The 15680-nt window shown below is 68.2% G+C and carries 17 protein-coding genes; 5 read left to right on the plus strand and 12 right to left on the minus strand.

Annotated features, from left to right (window positions below):
* Positions 1-13 precede the first annotated feature (13 nt).
* On the plus strand, positions 14-196 hold the full coding sequence (locus tag ACFVIV_RS32040) for a hypothetical protein (RefSeq protein ID WP_379202819.1): 183 nt from the start codon (positions 14-16) through the stop codon (positions 194-196).
* 120 nt (positions 197-316) lie between these two features.
* Here ACFVIV_RS32040 and ACFVIV_RS32045 read toward each other — a convergent pair whose 3' ends face one another.
* On the minus strand, positions 317-1123 hold the full coding sequence (locus ACFVIV_RS32045) for a LysR family transcriptional regulator (protein ID WP_379202821.1): 807 nt from the start codon (positions 1121-1123) through the stop codon (positions 317-319).
* A 152-nt stretch (positions 1124-1275) separates the two neighbouring features.
* On the opposite strand from ACFVIV_RS32045, the gene ACFVIV_RS32050 reads away from it, so the two are divergent.
* Positions 1276-2085, plus strand: a complete 810-nt coding sequence (locus ACFVIV_RS32050; RefSeq protein WP_379202823.1) for an NAD(P)H-binding protein — start codon at positions 1276-1278, stop codon at positions 2083-2085.
* 117 nt (positions 2086-2202) lie between these two features.
* On the opposite strand, the gene ACFVIV_RS32055 is transcribed toward ACFVIV_RS32050, so the two are convergent.
* The 3 genes from ACFVIV_RS32055 to ACFVIV_RS32065 form a co-directional block, all read right to left on the minus strand.
* On the minus strand, positions 2203-2499 hold the full coding sequence (locus ACFVIV_RS32055; protein WP_379202825.1) for a hypothetical protein: 297 nt from the start codon (positions 2497-2499) through the stop codon (positions 2203-2205).
* 229 nt (positions 2500-2728) lie between these two features.
* Positions 2729-3508, minus strand: a complete 780-nt coding sequence (locus tag ACFVIV_RS32060; protein ID WP_379202827.1) for a phosphotransferase family protein — start codon at positions 3506-3508, stop codon at positions 2729-2731.
* A 102-nt stretch (positions 3509-3610) separates the two neighbouring features.
* Entirely contained in the window at positions 3611-3742 is a 132-nt protein-coding gene (locus tag ACFVIV_RS32065) for a hypothetical protein (protein WP_379202829.1), read from the minus strand.
* Between the two features lie 182 nt (positions 3743-3924).
* Here ACFVIV_RS32065 and ACFVIV_RS32070 point away from each other — a divergent pair, with 182 nt between their 5' ends.
* The 3 genes from ACFVIV_RS32070 (at position 3925) to ACFVIV_RS32080 (ending at position 7810) form a co-directional block, all read left to right on the plus strand.
* Positions 3925-4737 (plus strand): AraC family transcriptional regulator, encoded by an 813-nt coding sequence (locus tag ACFVIV_RS32070; RefSeq protein ID WP_379202830.1) that lies wholly within the window; start codon positions 3925-3927, stop codon positions 4735-4737.
* A gap of 108 nt (positions 4738-4845) precedes the next feature.
* Complete coding sequence (locus ACFVIV_RS32075) at positions 4846-6390, plus strand: L-lactate permease (RefSeq protein ID WP_379202872.1); 1545 nt, start codon at positions 4846-4848, stop codon at positions 6388-6390.
* Between the two features lie 217 nt (positions 6391-6607).
* Positions 6608-7810, plus strand: coding sequence for a S1 family peptidase (locus ACFVIV_RS32080; protein ID WP_379202831.1), 1203 nt, complete (start codon positions 6608-6610; stop codon positions 7808-7810).
* A 1-nt stretch (position 7811) separates the two neighbouring features.
* Here ACFVIV_RS32080 and ACFVIV_RS32085 read toward each other — a convergent pair whose 3' ends face one another.
* From ACFVIV_RS32085 to ACFVIV_RS32120, 8 genes are all read right to left on the minus strand, one after another.
* On the minus strand, positions 7812-8981 hold the full coding sequence (locus ACFVIV_RS32085; RefSeq protein WP_379202832.1) for a Cmx/CmrA family chloramphenicol efflux MFS transporter: 1170 nt from the start codon (positions 8979-8981) through the stop codon (positions 7812-7814).
* 486 nt (positions 8982-9467) lie between these two features.
* Entirely contained in the window at positions 9468-10925 is a 1458-nt protein-coding gene (locus ACFVIV_RS32090; RefSeq protein WP_379202833.1) for an MFS transporter, read from the minus strand.
* A 78-nt stretch (positions 10926-11003) separates the two neighbouring features.
* On the minus strand, positions 11004-11576 hold the full coding sequence (locus ACFVIV_RS32095) for a TetR/AcrR family transcriptional regulator (protein WP_379202835.1): 573 nt from the start codon (positions 11574-11576) through the stop codon (positions 11004-11006).
* Positions 11577-11628: 52 nt separating this feature from the next.
* Positions 11629-12606, minus strand: coding sequence for a radical SAM protein (locus ACFVIV_RS32100; RefSeq protein ID WP_379202837.1), 978 nt, complete (start codon positions 12604-12606; stop codon positions 11629-11631).
* Positions 12607-12612: 6 nt separating this feature from the next.
* Complete coding sequence (locus ACFVIV_RS32105; RefSeq protein ID WP_379202839.1) at positions 12613-13353, minus strand: VOC family protein; 741 nt, start codon at positions 13351-13353, stop codon at positions 12613-12615.
* Between the two features lie 14 nt (positions 13354-13367).
* Entirely contained in the window at positions 13368-14069 is a 702-nt protein-coding gene (locus ACFVIV_RS32110) for an NADPH-dependent F420 reductase (RefSeq protein ID WP_379202841.1), read from the minus strand.
* Positions 14070-14080: 11 nt separating this feature from the next.
* Positions 14081-14479, minus strand: coding sequence for a nuclear transport factor 2 family protein (locus tag ACFVIV_RS32115; RefSeq protein WP_379202843.1), 399 nt, complete (start codon positions 14477-14479; stop codon positions 14081-14083).
* Positions 14480-14680: 201 nt separating this feature from the next.
* Entirely contained in the window at positions 14681-15667 is a 987-nt protein-coding gene (locus ACFVIV_RS32120; protein WP_379202845.1) for a DNA-3-methyladenine glycosylase family protein, read from the minus strand.
* Positions 15668-15680 lie beyond the last annotated feature (13 nt).

Below are 15680 nucleotides of genomic sequence, written 5' to 3' on the forward strand. Positions count from 1 at the left end.
GTCGCCTGATCCGATGCCACCCGATAGCGGGCCGGTTCGCCGGCGGCGCACCGACTACCGGACCGCCTTCGACGACCGGAAGCTCGACCGCGCCGAGAACAGCGGCACCACCACAGCCGACGGCCTGGCTCGCGACCCCGACGCGGCCGCCGACCTGCCGACCCGACACCACACCCCCGACGGCCGCTCCGGCTGAGCCACAGGGCTGATACGACCGGCAATCCGACACCGCCACTTGCTCTTTCACGTCGCGGGCAAGCGCATCCCGCCATCGCCGCGGGCGCGGAACCGGCATCGGCCAGGTCGATCGAACGGTTCAGTGCCGCAGCGTCGCGGCGGCGATGTCGAGGAATTCGCGCACGAGCTTGTCGTGGTGGTTCGCGGGGACGGCCAGGCAGGTCTCGGCCGCAGGGGCGTCGGCGACAGGGCGATGGACGAGGTCGGGGCGGACGTAGGCGCGCGCCACGCTCAGGGGGACGAGGGCCAGGCCGTGCCCGGAGGCGATGCGCTCGAATTTCTCCTCCAGCGAGGACGACCGTCTGGCCGGGGCGTCGAGCATCCGTTCGCCGTCGAGGTCGGCCAGCGCCAGCTCGCGGCGTGCGGCCAGCGGATGGGAGGCGGGCATGCAGGCCACCCGGGGATCGTGGCCGACGGAGATGGTGCGCAATCCGGTTTCGTCGAAAGGCCTTCGCAGGTAACCGATCTGGGCGCGCCCGTCGCGCAGTGGCGCATCCGGCTCCCACCAGCGCGCCGGGACGACGTCGGTTTCGACTTCCGGGTGTCGCGTCGAGAATTGCCGGATCGCTTCCGAGACATACAAACCGGCCGAGAAGGCGACCACCAGCCGCCGCACCCCGCGGTCGGCATCGTGCACCCGCCGCACCGCCGCGTCGACGGCCGCGAGAATCCGCTGCGCCTCCTCGTGCAGCTGCCGCCCGGCGGCGGTCAGCTCCACCGTGCGGGTGGTCCGCACGAACAGAACGCAATCCAGTTCCTGTTCGAAAGCCCTGATCTGACGGCTCAACACGGGCTGAGCGATGTAGAGCTTCTCCGCCGCCCGGCCGAAGTGCCGGTGCTCGGCCACCGCGGCGAAGTAGCGGAGCTTGCGCAGATCCAGATCCATACCCTCACGGTATCAATCAGCGGAAAGGGTCTTGGACGCCGAGATGCGCTCTTCCCCAGACTCGAAGCATGATCGTCATCACCTCCCCCACCGGCCACATCGGCGGCCGACTATAGCGAGTCCTGCTCGAAACATCCACTCGCAGTGAAGAATTGCGCGTCATCGTGCGCGACCCCGGCAAACTCCCGGAGGCGGTCCGCGCCCGCGTCGACATCGTCACCGGATCACATGGCGACGCCGATGTGGTGGACCGGGCCTTCACCGGCGCGGACGCGGTCTTCTGGCTGGTCCCGCCCGACCTGCACGCACCGAGCCTGGACGCCGCGTACTCCGGATTCACCCGCGCCGCCCCGAAAGCGTTCACCACCCATGAAATCGGCCACGTCGTCGGTGTCTCGGCGCTCGGGCGCGGCACTCCCGTCGCGGGTCGCGCCGGGCATGTGACGGCGTCGCTGGCAATGGACGACCTCATCGCGAGCACGGGCGCGGCCTATCGAGCGCTGGCCAACCCGACATTCATGGACAACCTGCTGTGGCAGGCGGTTTCGATCCGAGACGAGGGCGTATTCACCGGCACCGTGGCCGCCGATCGCAAGTCCACGATGGTCGCCACCCGCGATATCGCCGCCGCGGCCGCCCACCTGCTGCTCGACCGCTCCTGGACGGGCACCGGCGAGGTCGCGGTACTGGGACCGGAGGACCTGACCCCGAACGACATGGCGCACATCATGTCCGAGGTACTCGGTCGCCCCATCCGCTACCGGCATCAGTCGCTCGACGATTTCCGCGCCACCCTGACCGCCCGCGGCATCGGCGACCCGATCACAACCGCCTACGTCGACATGATGCGCGCCAAGGAAAACGGCCTCGACGACGGCGTGCCGCGCACCGCGGCCACCGTCGGCCCGACCGGCTTCCGCGAATGGTGCGAGCAGATCCTCGCACCGGCGGTCCGGGCTTGACCTCCGCCCCCGTCTCGATCTGAAACATCATCGACCGGGAACTGGTGGCGGACCCTTCTCGGGTTTTGCCGCCACCAGTTCCCGGTCGACGTCATTTCACATGTCTGCCGGCGAGACTCAGGGGACGCGGCACAGCCATTCGGTGCCGTAGTGGGCGGCATTGCCGCCGTCGAGGTGCACCCAGTGGCCGCCGTTGTCGCCGCACGGTTCGCCTTCGACGGGCGCCGGGCCCGGGGCGGGAGCGGGCGCCGGGTTCGGGCTCACGCCGGCGCTGCCGGTGAACACGCCGTCGGGCAGCGGAATGGAAATGCCCGGGACCGGCTGCCACACATCGGCATTCGCGGTCGCGGATGCGATCAGCGGTACCGCGATCATGCTGGTCGTAGCTGTCAGTACTGCTGCGAAACGCTTCATTATCGGCCTTTCTCGCGGCGTGGGCGGATAATCGGCGAGACGACTGCCCTGTTCGCGCACGCCACCCAACGGGACTGTTCGAAAGCGTGATCGGGCGATCACTCAGAGATCATCGGTCGGACCTCGGAGCGGCATTAGCGAATTTCTCGCAAACGTGACCATGATCCGTGTCACTGCCAGCCGGGGTTGTGCGCCGGGCCACCGGGTCCGATACCGCCGGCCCGCAACCTCAGACCGGGCCGCCCGACCGGAGGTCTCGTTCCCGGTCTCGCGCCGCCTGTCTTCTCAGCACGTCGACCTCGCAGCCCGGCGCGCTCAGGTCGTAGCCGTGCTCGGCCAGCCAGCGGAGGCCCAGCAGGCTGCGCAACGACCACCACGCGCGGATCACCTCGAGGTCGGCATCACCGCCGTAGCCTGCGATGACGTCGCCGAGATGTGCCGCGTGCCCGAGCGTCAAGGTGGCGAGGTCGAACATGGCATCCCCCGGGGCCGCCTCGGACCAGTCGATCACGCCGGTGATCTCGTCACCGTCGGCGAACACGTGCGCGACCTGTAGATCGCCGTGCGTGAACACCGGTGTCCACGGCCGCAGCGCAGCCTCGGCAATCCGGCGGTTGCGCGTGACCACCTCGGCGGGAAGAACACCGTTCGCGACGATCCACGCGCATTCGTCGTCGAGCTGGGATGCGATCGCGTCCAGGCTGCGACCGGTCCACGGCGGCAACGGTGCATCGTGCAGCATCCGCACCGCAGCACCCGCCGCGGCCCACGCCGCCGCTGACGCGCGCGACGGCTTACCGAGACGGCCGAGCGCCCGCCCCGGGAGGGCCGCGAGCGCGAGCACGGGCGGCTTGTGCCACAGCACTTCCGGGGTCGGGATCGGCGCCAGCATCATCGCCTCGACCTCGATTTCGGTGCGCGCCTGATCAACATCGACCTTCAGGAACACCTCGCCGACGCGCAAGGTCGCGCGCTCGTGATGGGCCACGACGACCTCGACTTCTTCCACGCCGGACATTATCGCGGGCACGACCGCCGACGTCGCCGGGTTTTTCGTTCGGGCCGGCCCCGCCGGCCGACTCGTCGATGAGTACGGTTCGACTACCGCGAACTACGCCGGCGCAGCGGCTTCCTCGGCGGTTACCGGTTGGGCGATCGCTTCGAGTTGCGCTTGGCGGCGCGAGATCTCCTTCTCGTCGGCATCCCAATCGGGCAATGGGCCTGCGGCGACGGTGGTTCTCACACACTTGGTGTGCGGAGTCGCGTATCAACCTGTGCCAGCGGACCATTCGGGATCAGCGAACGGCATCACCACGCCGCACGACCGGCTGCGACCCGGTGACCGATAGCCGTGCACGTCGTTCTCCGGATTCGTTCCCCGAGTCGAGAACCCGATCCCGGCCGTTGATTCGATAGCATTCGCAGGTGAAATCGGTGGGTGAGCATGCTCGGCTGTGGACGGCGCCGGCGAGCCCGCAGGTGGATCTGCTCGCCGCTCGGTTCGAGACGTTCGCATTCGATCGGCACAGTCATGAGCAGCTCTCGGTCGGTGTTATCGAGGAGGGGGCGGAGGGGCTGCACATGGCGGGCGGGAAGGTCGTGATTCCCGCCGGGCAGTTGGTGATCATCAATCCGGAGCAGGTGCACACCGGGTTCGCCGCGGTGGATTCCGGATGGCGTTATCGGATGTTCTATTTCGACACCGCCTTGGTCGAGGAGCTGGCCGGTGAGCGGCTGGGCACGCGCGAGGTCTGGTTTCCCGAGACCGCCGTGCGCGACGACGAACTGTTCGCCCGGTTGCGGGCCGTGCATCGGGAGCAGGAACAGGCCGGCGACCCGCTGACCGCGGAATCGCTGCTGCTCGCGGGACTGGATGCGGTGCTGCACAGGCATGCTCGCCGTGGCCCGGCGGCAGCGGGCGGGGTGCTGCCGCGCCGGGGTATCGAGGTGGCTCGCCAGCTGCTGCACGACCGGTGGAGCGAGGCCGTCACCGTCGCCGAACTCAGCACCGCCGCGGGGGTTCCGCGAGCCTCGCTCATTCCCGCCTTCCGGGAGGCTTACGGGCTGCCGCCGCACGCGTATCTACTTCGGTTGCGCGCCAATCGCGCTCGACGGTTGCTGCTGGCCGGGCGGCCGCCGGCCGAGGTGGCGGTGACCGCGGGTTTCGCCGACCAGGCCCATCTGACCCGGATCTGCAAGCGCTACTTCGGAGTGACGCCGGGAGCGATCCGGCCCTGAGCCCCGGCTCCCCCACCGGGCTCGAGATTTTTGTTCAAGACCGCTACCCGTCGGGGCCGTCAAGCTCTGTCGCGACTGTTGTGAGCGACGAAAGGCCGTGTGGGAACGATGATGTGGGCATTGGCGGTGTTCCCGCTGGTTGTCGTGCTGGGGACGATCATGGGGTGGCGCAAACCGGCGCACCTGGCCGCCGCAGCGGGCGTCGCCGTTGCGGCGCTGCTCATCTGGTGGCGACCGGAGTTCACGCTGCCGGGCAGCGCGCTCGGCCGGGCTGCCGGTGGAGCCGGTCTGCTGGTGCTCAATGCGGCCGCGGTGATGCTTCCCGGTGTCTACCTCAGCCAGGTGCTCACCCGCCGCGGTGTGCACAACTCATTGCAGGAATGGGTGCGCGGGCTGCCTTTGCCGGTTCCCGCGAAGGTCGCGCTCGTGATCGCGGGGATCGCGCCAACGGTGGAGGCGCTCACCGGATTCGGGGTTTCGCTGCTGGTCACCGTGCCGGTCCTGCTGGCGCTCGCGCCGCCGCCGACCGCGCTGCGGCAGGCCATGCTCGGGATGAACATCATGCCGTGGGGGACGCTCGGATTGGCCACCGTGATCGGCGCCGAGCTCATCAGCCTTCCGACGGCGACGCTGGGCACCGCGACCGCGATCACCAGCAGCCTGGTCTTCCCCCTGGTGGCCGTGTGGGCGGCATTGCTGGCTCGCCCCTCGCGGCGGTTGGGCACCGCGGCCCTCGCCGCCGGTGCGGGCGCTCTGCTCTCGGCCGGACTGCTGACCTTCAATCGGCTGGGCATCGTCGCACCGGCGGGTGTGCTGGCCGGGCTGTTCACGACGGCTGCCGGGCTGGTGCTGGCCGCCGTATGGCACCGGCGCAGCTCCGAAACAGGCTCACCCGCAGCACATTTCGCCCGCGGCGAGACGATCGGTGAGATTCAGGGGCGCGGCGCGCACAGCCTGAAGCAGGCCGAACCCGTCACGGGCAGCCTGCTGCCTCCCCGTGCGGTCCTGCAGGCGTACGGCCTCGTCCTGGGCGGCATCGCGATGCTGCGCGCAGCGACCGCCGCCGGAGTCCCGCCGCTGAGCCTGCACGCCGGTGGCGCGAGCTTCGCACTGCTGTCCTCACCGGGTCTGCCGCTGCTGGCCGCCGCCCTGCTGCTGGACCGCGGCCGCCCGCACCTCCCGGATGCCCGCGCCGCACTGGTGCGCGTCGCCCGCCCGCTGCTCGCCTTGACCGGCTTCGTCGCCCTCGGCCGGCTGATGGCCGACAGCGGCATGATCACCGAACTGGGCGCGGCGGTCGCCTCGGCCCCGCTGCTGGTGGTAGCCCTGGCCGCCCCCGCTCTCGGCATGCTCAGCGGTTTCGTCACCGGCTCGAACGTCGGCGGCAATGTCCTGATGCTGCCGCTGCAACAGCAGCTCGCCCCGGCCGGCCTGGACACCTGGTTCGCGGCGGTGCAGAACAGCGGAGCGGGCCATGCCGTCTTCACCTCCCTGCCGATGATCATGCTGATCCTGGCCGTGGCCGGTGACCACGCCAAGAACTCCGGCACCTCCGAACGCACCCTGCTCCGCTTCGGACTGCGGGTCGCGGCGGCGATCTACACCGCCCTCGCGGTGGTCACGATTGTGGTGGTCTTCCTCGCGGCGGGCTGATCGGTCCTCGCGGCTGCCGCCACTCCGCATGACCCACGACTGGGAAAACCGGTCGAAGGCCGGGTGGGGACCGATCCAGCATCGCCGGGTGGCGGATGCGGTGAACCGGCAGTGGATCCTGCAGCGGCGGCCGGAGGGGTCTTGACCCGCATCGTTCGTTCAGCGAATCGCGTATGCGCCGCGCCCATTGCGGCCTGCGGGGAAATATGCCCGTGCGATGGAATTATTGATGCGGCTTTCCGAGATTTCTGCGGCGAAATTGTTTTGTTCGACGGCAAGGAAGGGATGTGGCGTGCGGGGTTGGTGGCGGTGTGTTGTGGTCGGGCTGGTGGCCGGCTTTATCGGGGGGCCGATCGTGGCGCAGGGGGAACCTGTGCAGCCGATGGGGGTGTTGCCGGATGAGATGGTGGCGGCTATTTCCCGGGATCTGCAAATTTCCGGGGAGGAGTATTTGCGGCGGGCACGGGTGGCGCGGCAATTGGCGGGGTTCGCGGCCACCGCACGGGAGCTGTTTCCGGGGGCGGTCGAGCAGGTGGGGTTGGGATCCGGTGGGCAGGGGGTGCTCGCGCTGGCGCCGGGTGTCGGGGCGGAGCTCATTCGGAGTGCCGCCGGTGCGGCCGGGTTCGAGGTGCGGGATGTGGTCGAGGTCGAGTTGCCCGACTCTCCTGCCGGGACCGCGCCGGTGCAGGAGGGCGCGGCGCGAGGGGCGGCAGCGGAGGAGGTTGCGGGCGGGGATCCGTTCGTGGCCATGCCGCCGCGGGGGAAGAAGGCGGGATTCGGGATGTGTTCCTGGGGATTCAATGGGGTGGATCAGGATGGGGCAGCGGTCAATGTGACGGCGGGGCATTGCGATATGGAGGCGGAGAAGGAGCAGCCGCATCCGTTGCATGTGTTTGCGCCATCGACGGAAAACGGGGTGGAGACTCCGGTCGGGGTTTTCAAGAAGTCGTTGACGTTCAAGACGAGTGAGCGGGATTACGCGATTATTCGGATCAATGACGAGGCTCGGCCGTTGTTCGACAACAACTTTGTTCGGAGCCGTGGAATGCACGGGTTGCGGATTACGGGTGTCGCCGATCCGATTGTCGGCGCTCCCGTGTGCAAGCTGGGACATACGACCGGCTTTACCTGCGGGGTGATCGTCGATGTGGACGAACCGTCGGATGGCGGTCCGTCACAGTCGTTCAGCCACACCGCCTTCCAGTTCTCCGGGGACAGCGGGGGGCCGGTCGTTACGGGCACGGAGGCCGTGGGCATTGTCAGCCGGCTGGAGAGCAAGCTGGATCTGCCCGTCGATCCGCGGGCCTATCTGGATCCGCGCTGGCAGGACCAGACTCGCAAGAACCTCTTTCGAGTCGTGGCCCAATCCGTCAGCGCGGTTCTCGCCGAGAATCCCGGCCTCCGTATCCGCACCAACTAGTTCACCCGCGAGAATGCACCGGCACCGGGGTCGGTAGGAGGACTGCGGCCAGCGCGATCAGGGTGAAGGCCGCGCTGGACCAGAGTGCCGCGGACGGGTGGCCGGTGTTGTCGACGACGACGCCGGCGATAACCGGGCCGAGGACGGCGCCGAGGTTGAAAGCGGTGGTCGCCAAGGCGCCTGCGATATGAGGTGCGGACGGGGCGGCCGCCTGCACGATTGTGGCGATCAAGGTCGAGCCGACGCCGAAGGCCGCCGCACCCGCTACCGCGGACATGGTCAGGACACCGGGGAGCGTGTGCGCGCTCGGCGCGGCCAGCGCCCAGATGCCGATCAGGGCAAGGGTTCCGACCTTGATGATCCTCTCGGAGTGGTCGGTGAAACGTCCGCCGAGCAGGACGCCGGCGAAGGAGCCGACGCCAAAAATGCCCAGCACGAAGGGAACCCACTGATCGCCCATCCCCGGGACGCCGGCGGTGATCGAGCCCAGGTAGGTGAATCCGGCAAAGGTTCCGGCGTTGACCAGGACGCCGGCCGTGACTGCGATGAGGATGGATCGGTCACCCACCACCGACCATTCGCGCAGGATCGACGGGCCGCGCTCGGCACGCAGGTCGGTCTCACGCACCGCACGGCCGACCAGCACCCACAGCGGAATGAGAACCGCCGCACCGAGAATGGCGACGGCCCAGAACGCCGAACGCCATCCCCACAGCTGGCCGAGCACGGTACCCCCGGGAACACCGGCGATACAGGCGACCGTCACGCCGGATACCACCACGGAGGTCGCGCGGCCGACCGCGGCCGGGCCCACCAGCCGCGGCAGGGCGGCCAGCGCGATCGCCAGGAACCCGGCATTCGAGATCGCCGCGAGAACACGCGTCACGAGCAGCATCGTGAATCCGTGTGTCACAGCGCCGATTACGTGAGCAAGACAGAACAGGGCCAAGAACGCCGCGAGCGAGTATCTGATCGGCAACCGGCCTGCCGTCATCGCCATGACCGGCGCACCCAGCACCATCCCGGCGGCGAACAGCGAAGTCAGCAGACCTGCTGAGCCGAGCGAGATCCCGACATCCGCCGCGATCTGCTCCAACAGCCCCGACACCATGAACTCGGATGTGCCCTGGGCGAAAACCGCAACCGCGAGCACGAAAACGACAATAGGCATGAAGAGGCAACTCTCCGGATACAGGGGGCCACTATCAGGGCACCCGAGATGTATTGCGATACCGGGTGATCCACCACCCGACCGCAAAGAGGACATCGTCCGGCGTTGCGAGAACCCAAACACCGCCAGCGACCGAACAACTGGCAGGACCACGCTCACAACGCCGCCCGGCACACAGGCCAGGCGGCTACCGTTCGGATGCCTCCGGAGAATTCACGCCCCTACCCTAACAACCCACCCGCCCGAGCCAAACCGGCGCCCCTTCCGACACCGCTCCCGCCGCGGTATGTGAAGACGACGCCGGCACCACATGTTCATGGCGACGTGGCTGGAGTTCGGCATCCGCGCCGGCGCACCCCGCTGACCGCGTCACAGTGTGCGGCGCGCCTCTGGCAGGCGGTGTCGGCGCGAATTACGGCCTGGCACAGGGTGATCGCCATGCACGGTCCGGGCGTGCACGGCGACTTCCCCCGGATGCCGGAGAGGTCAGCCGGCGGCCGTGGTGGCGGCCGGGTCGGGGCGCAGGGCGCGGGGCAGGGCGAACAGCGCCGCGACCGCGATGGCGAAGCCGGCGGCGACATACCAGAGGGAGTAGCCGAAGGCTTCGGGCATGCTGTGCCCGCTGTCGAGGCGGCCGAAGAAGACCAGCGAGGAAATGCCGATGCCGAGTGCCGAACCCAGTTGGGCGACGGTATTGAACAGGCCCGAGGCCGAGCCGGCCGATTCGTGCGGCACCGTCGACAGGGTCAGGTCGGCGAGCGGTGCGATGATGAGACCGAATCCGATGCCCATGAGGGTGATCGGAATCGCGTTCTGCGCCACCGTCATTCCGGTGCCGTCGGGGGCGACCAGGGCGTGGTAGAGCAGTGCGCCGCCCGCGGAGATGACGCCGCCGATCTGCAGCACGGTCCGGCCGAAGCGCGGCACCAGGACCTGGGTGGACACAGCCGCGCCCACCATGAGCGCGAGCGAGAGCGGGATGCCCGACAGGCCCGCCTTCAGCGGCGACCAGCCCAGGCCCATCTGCAGATAGAGGGTCCACGCGAGGAAGAAGATGCCGGAGGTGAGGCCAAAGCACAGCTGTACGGCCAGTCCGGCGGAGAAGGTGCGCGCCCGGAACAGCGACGGCGGGACCAGTGGCCGGCCACCGCGGCGGGCGAGGCGGGCCTCGTAGCGGACGAACAATGCCAGCACGGGCACCGCGGCGATGAGCATGGCGATCGACCATGCGGGCCAATCGAGTTCGCGGCCCTGGGTCAGCGGCAGCATGAGCAGGAACAGGCCGGTGGTGACCAGTGCGACGCCGGGCAGATCCAGGCGGGTCGCCTGCTCGGACCGGGACTCGTACACGACGAAGGCCGCGGCGATCAGGCCGAGGATGCCCAGCGGCAGATTGACCAGGAAGATGGGCCGCCAGTGCAGGTCGAACAGATTGGCCTCGACCAGCGCCGCGCCGACCAGCGGGCCGGCGACGGTTCCGAGCCCGAGCACTACGCCGTAGACGCCGAACACCTTGGAGCGTTCGTTTTCGGGGAAGGTCACGTGCACGGTCGAAAGCACTTGGGGCACCATGATCGCCGCGCTCGCGCCCTGCAGGATGCGCCCGATCAGCAGCATCTCGGGCCCGCTGGCGATGCCGCAGACCAATGAGGTGAGGGTGAAAGCCGCGACGCCGAGCATGAACACTCGCTTGCGGCCGAACATGTCACCGAGGCGCCCGCCGGTAATGAGCCCGAGAGCGAATGCCAGCGCGTAGCCGCCGGTGATCCACTGCACCTGCGCGGAGGTCGCACCGAGATCCTGGACCAGATTCGGGATCGCGATGTGGACGACGGTCACATCCACCGCGTCCATGAAAGCCGCCGCCAACAGCACGGCCAGGGCCACCCACCGCCGGGGGTCAGCGGCCTGCGCACGTTCTTCAGAGATGCCGGTGATTGTCATGCATCGAAGTTAGGAGCCCATTAGGACACTCAAAGTCCTGTTAGCCAGTCGTTTGCCTTGTGACCTGGATTACAGCACTCAGGGCTGGTCGGTGCGCACCGCGTAGTGCAGCACGGCCCCGACCTCCGCACGGGTGGGCGGTGCCTCCGAGGCCATGCCGTGCAGGATCAGTCCCGTCATCGCGCTCGTCGCCGCACGCGCCGCGACGGGTTCGAGATAGGGCGCGAGAACCTGCAGGGACAGTTCGCTGAAGCGCTGTGCGAGCGGCCGCAGTCCCGGGCGGCGGGCGGCGGCGACATACAGCTCGAATTCGAAGGTCTGCCGTTCGTGCTCCTCGCCGAAACAGCGCATGACCGCATCCACCAGCGATTCCACCACCTGGTGCGGAGTGTCGCTGCCGTGCTCGGCAATCCAGTCCTCGAGATACCGCGCATACCGATCGACCATGCGCTCCACCGCGGCGCCGATGAGGTCGTCCCGATCGGCGAAATAGTAGGTGGTGGAGCCCAGCGGTACGCCGGCCTCCTCGGCGGCCGCGCGGTGGGTCAGACCCTCCACGCCCCGCTTGGCCAGCACCCGCTCGGCGGCCTCGGCAATGACCTCACGGCGCGGTTTGTCGGTGCGGCGGCGGCGCTGGGCGGTCGGCGGCATGGAATCCTCTCGAGTGTGTACGGATGTACAGCGCGAGCGTACAGAGCCGCGCTCACAGCAGCCGTAATTGGCGCGCGGGTTCGGGTTTCGCCGGCGTGCGCGCCGCGATGTACTCCGGCCAGGTCGGCAGTCCGTGCTGCCGCGCCCTGGCGTCCACATGGGCGGTGACCCGGCGAACGTAGTCCTCGGGCATGGCCTCACGGCGACCGTAACCGGCGGCGAATCGCCGGGCCAATCGCGGCGGCAGGTCAGCCGCCACACGGTGCAGAAACCAGGGCCGCAGCACTGCTTTCAGGCGCATGACATCCGGAAACACCACCAGCGCACCGGCATCCACACAGGCATCGACGAGCGCGTCCAGCGCCGCCGGATGATCCCCGACGTGCGGGATGATCGGCGCGATGAGCACACCGGCGGGGACTCCGGCCGCGCGCAGGGCGCGAATCGTGTCCAGCCGCGCCCGCGGCGGCGAGGCCGCGGGCGCGAAGGCACGCCGGACGCGATCGTCCAGCGACCCGAGCGAGGTCATCACCAGCACGTCCGCGCACTCGGCGGCGCGGGCGAACAATTCCGTATCCCGTTTCAGCAGAGCGCTTTTCGTAGTCGTCGTGAAGTTCACGCCATGGTCGGCAAGGGCTGTCAGGATCTCCGGCATGAGCCGGTACCGGGCCTCGGCGCGCTGATAGCAGTCGGTGGAGGTGCCCACCATCACCCAATCCCCCCGCGCCCTCCCCCGACGCAACTCGGCCCGCAATATATCGGCGGCATTGACCTTCACCACGATCTGATTGCTGAAGTCCTCGGTGATCCCGAACCCGAAGCGCTGATGCCCGGTACGGGCGAAGCAATAGGTGCAGCCGTGCGCGCACCCCCGATACGGGTTCAGCGTCCACGCCATCCCGCCCGCCGGAGCACCGGCCATGCGATTGAGCATGGTGCGGGCCCGTATCTCGTGAAAGGCCATGCCCCCGAACGCGGCCACGCGGCCGCGCCGGGGGTCGTCGATTTCGAAGAGTTCGTCCGTCGTCACGGCCTGTCACATGCCCGGGTTGGAGAACAGCTCGAACCGATTGCCGCTCGGATCGATGAGCCGCACGTACTTCAGGCCGTCGGGAGTGCCGTCGGGCCCGAATTCGACTACCGCGCCGTACCTTTCGGCCGTCTCCGTCAGCGCGGGCACGTCGCCGACGAGAAACGAGGGGATGAGGTACTCCGGCCCGTCCGGCCGCAGGTCGTACATGCCGCCGCTGGGCCATTGCAGGCCGGTGAAGATGTTGTAGTACTGCCGGCCTCCGGCATTCGCATCGAATTCGAATCGCCAGCCGAAGGCTTCGGTGTAGAAGTCCGTGGCGGCATCCGGCGCGGCGGAGCCGATTTCGAACCAGGCCATGGATCCGCGGGCGGGCGAGAAGCCGCCCGGCGCGGCGCCGTCCGGTACGGGGACGAGAGTGAAGAGGTTGCCGCGCGGATCGGCCAATTCGGCGGTTCCCGCGGTCGGCGTCGACACGATGGTCGCACCGAGCCGGCTTAGCCGGGCGATATCGTCGTCCACATCGGCGGAGGCGATGGCTATGCGCAGATACTCACCACCGGTGCGGTTTCCGACGATCGCGCCCATGGGCGACGTCGCGGCCGGAGCGAAGATGAGCAGATCGTCGGTGTGCGGCCTGGGCTCGAAGGTCCAGCCGAGCAGCCGCCCGTAGAACTTCTCGACCGCCGAGGCATCGGGTGTGACGAATTCGAACCAGCAGACCTGTCCGGATGTTGTGGCGTTCATGGCGATTGCCTCCTTCAAACGATCTTGACGCCGAAGCGGCGGCCGAGGGCCAGGCCCACCGCGGAGTGGAAGTGGGCGTACATCTCCAGGCCACGCGCCGTGACCAGCGGCCCGAGGTCCACGATGTCGGTCCAGCCGTATTCCCGGAGCAGCTGGGCGGCACGGCCTTTCGCCGCCTCGTCGTCACCGGAGACGAACATGGTGTGGTCGCCGCCGCCGATCGACTTCGGGTCGACGACGGTTTCCTGCTCCTGGGTGACGAAGCTCTTCACCACCCGGGTCTCGGGCAGGGCTCGCTGGATCTGTTCGGCGAGACTGTCGCTGTCGACCGGATCGAGCAGCGGCATGAAGCCCCACGGCGTCGGCCATTTGTGAGCCGAATCATGCTGGTAGACATAGGGAACGGCGTAGTCGATCAGGGTCTTGCCGGCCAGCTGGTCCTTGATCGCGGTGAGCGCGTTCAGCGCGTGGTCACCGGAGATACCGTTGATGACGAGGTCCGCCGCCGCCGCGGCGTCGGCGAAGGTGCACACGGTCGCGCCCGGATGAGCGGCCAGCCAGTCGCGATAGGGCGGGGTGCCCATGTGGTCGGGTGCGGTGCGCGCCAGGGTGGCATCGGGATCGCGGGTGCCGACGATGACCTCGTGACCGAGTTCCAGGAGCTTGGCGGCATGACAGCGGCCGCCGGCGCCGGTGCCCAGAATGGCAATCTTCATGATCGAACCTCCTACTTGTTCCAGGTAATGGGTGGGGTGTGAATGCCGGGCCGCATGAGCAGGTAGTCGCGCACATTGGTGGCCGACCCGTCGGCCGTGTGTTCCTGCAGGCTGACCCCGGCCATCGTCAGCTCGGAGCCGTCGACGCCGTAGCTTTTGACCCAGTACTCGACCGCCGAGCTGTGCCCGCGGGTGTAGGGCATACCGAATCGGACGTCGTAGCGGGCGATGTGCGGGAAGATCCCGGCCAGGTCGGCCACCCGCGCCGCTCGCCCGTGCACGATGTCGTCGAATGGATGCTGACCGACGCAGTCGAGGGCGTATCGCTGCCCCATGCGGTCCAGATCCATAGCGCTCCAGGCGCTTTCATACTGCGCGGCCCATTGTGCCGCCACCTCGACCATATTCATCACCACTCCTTTCCGACGCGTTGTTTCGCGGGCGGAACCGCGCCACGGTCGCCTCGAAGTCCTCGACCCCCAGGTAGAGGGTGACTCCGATGTTCGGCGCGATGGCGTTCATGGGCTCCTCTCACACTCGTCTCTGATTTGCGAACTGGTAGCTGAAATGAATGTACACATGTACTGTACAGTTGTACATACTGGTTCGATTCACATGCGGATCTCGGCGGCAAGCCAGTCGATGGGCTCGCGCTGGTGCCGCAGGAACAGGTCTTCGAGCAGGTAGTCGCCGGCCAGCGCCCGCCAGCGGCCGTAGCGGTCGGTCATATCGGCGACGATCTGCTCGGCGGGAGCGGTATCGGTGTCGTAGAGCAGGTGGGCGTAGAGCTTGGCGTCCCACGGTGGTACGACATCGAAGGAGTCGTAGTGGTGCAGGGTCATGAACAGCAGGTTGCCCACCGATGCCGGGCCGATGCCGTAGAGCGTCAGCAGTGCCCTGCGCGCTTCGGCACGGTCCATGGCGCGCAGGGCGTCCTCGTCGAAACCGCCGTCCAGGACCGATTCGGCAATGCGGACAAGAGATTTGGCGCGGTACCCGAGCTTCATCGCCCGCAGCTCGCCCTCACCCGCCGCGACGATGTCCCGCGGCTGCCAGAACGCCTGCAACTCCCGGCCGTCGAACCGCAACCGCGTGCCGTAGGCATCGAAGACCGAGTTGACCATTCTGCTGATCCGGCCGGCGGTGGCCATCTGCAGCAGCGCCAGCACGCTGACCCATTCGTAGAGGGAGAACGCACAGCTGACCCGCATGCCGCCGATCCGCTCGAGCGGCCCCGCGAGCGTGGGATCGTCGGCGAAATGGCGGCAGTACCAGGACAGGTCGGTGTCCAGGTCGTACCGCCACCGCAGCTCGTAGTCGAGTGACTCCAGCACGTGCCGCGGCGGCGATCCGGATGCGAACACGGTCACCCCGATCTTGGGATCGTCGCGAGATCCGTTGTCGTCCATACGGATACCGAGCAGGCGACCATCCCACCGGATCGTCTGCCAGTGCACGCCCGGCTCATGGTGATTGGTGGGGTCCGGCAGTGTGGACGGCTTCGACGTGGTGGAGTCGAAGTCGAACGGGGCCGGTGGGCGCAGTGTGAAGTTCGCGTACGCGGTGAGTTCGACCGGATCGCGAGGGCTCGGTGCCATTGCTTTCGCCTTC

The sequence above is a fragment of the Nocardia sp. NPDC127526 genome, assembly GCF_042672265.1.
Taxonomy (GTDB): domain Bacteria; phylum Actinomycetota; class Actinomycetes; order Mycobacteriales; family Mycobacteriaceae; genus Nocardia.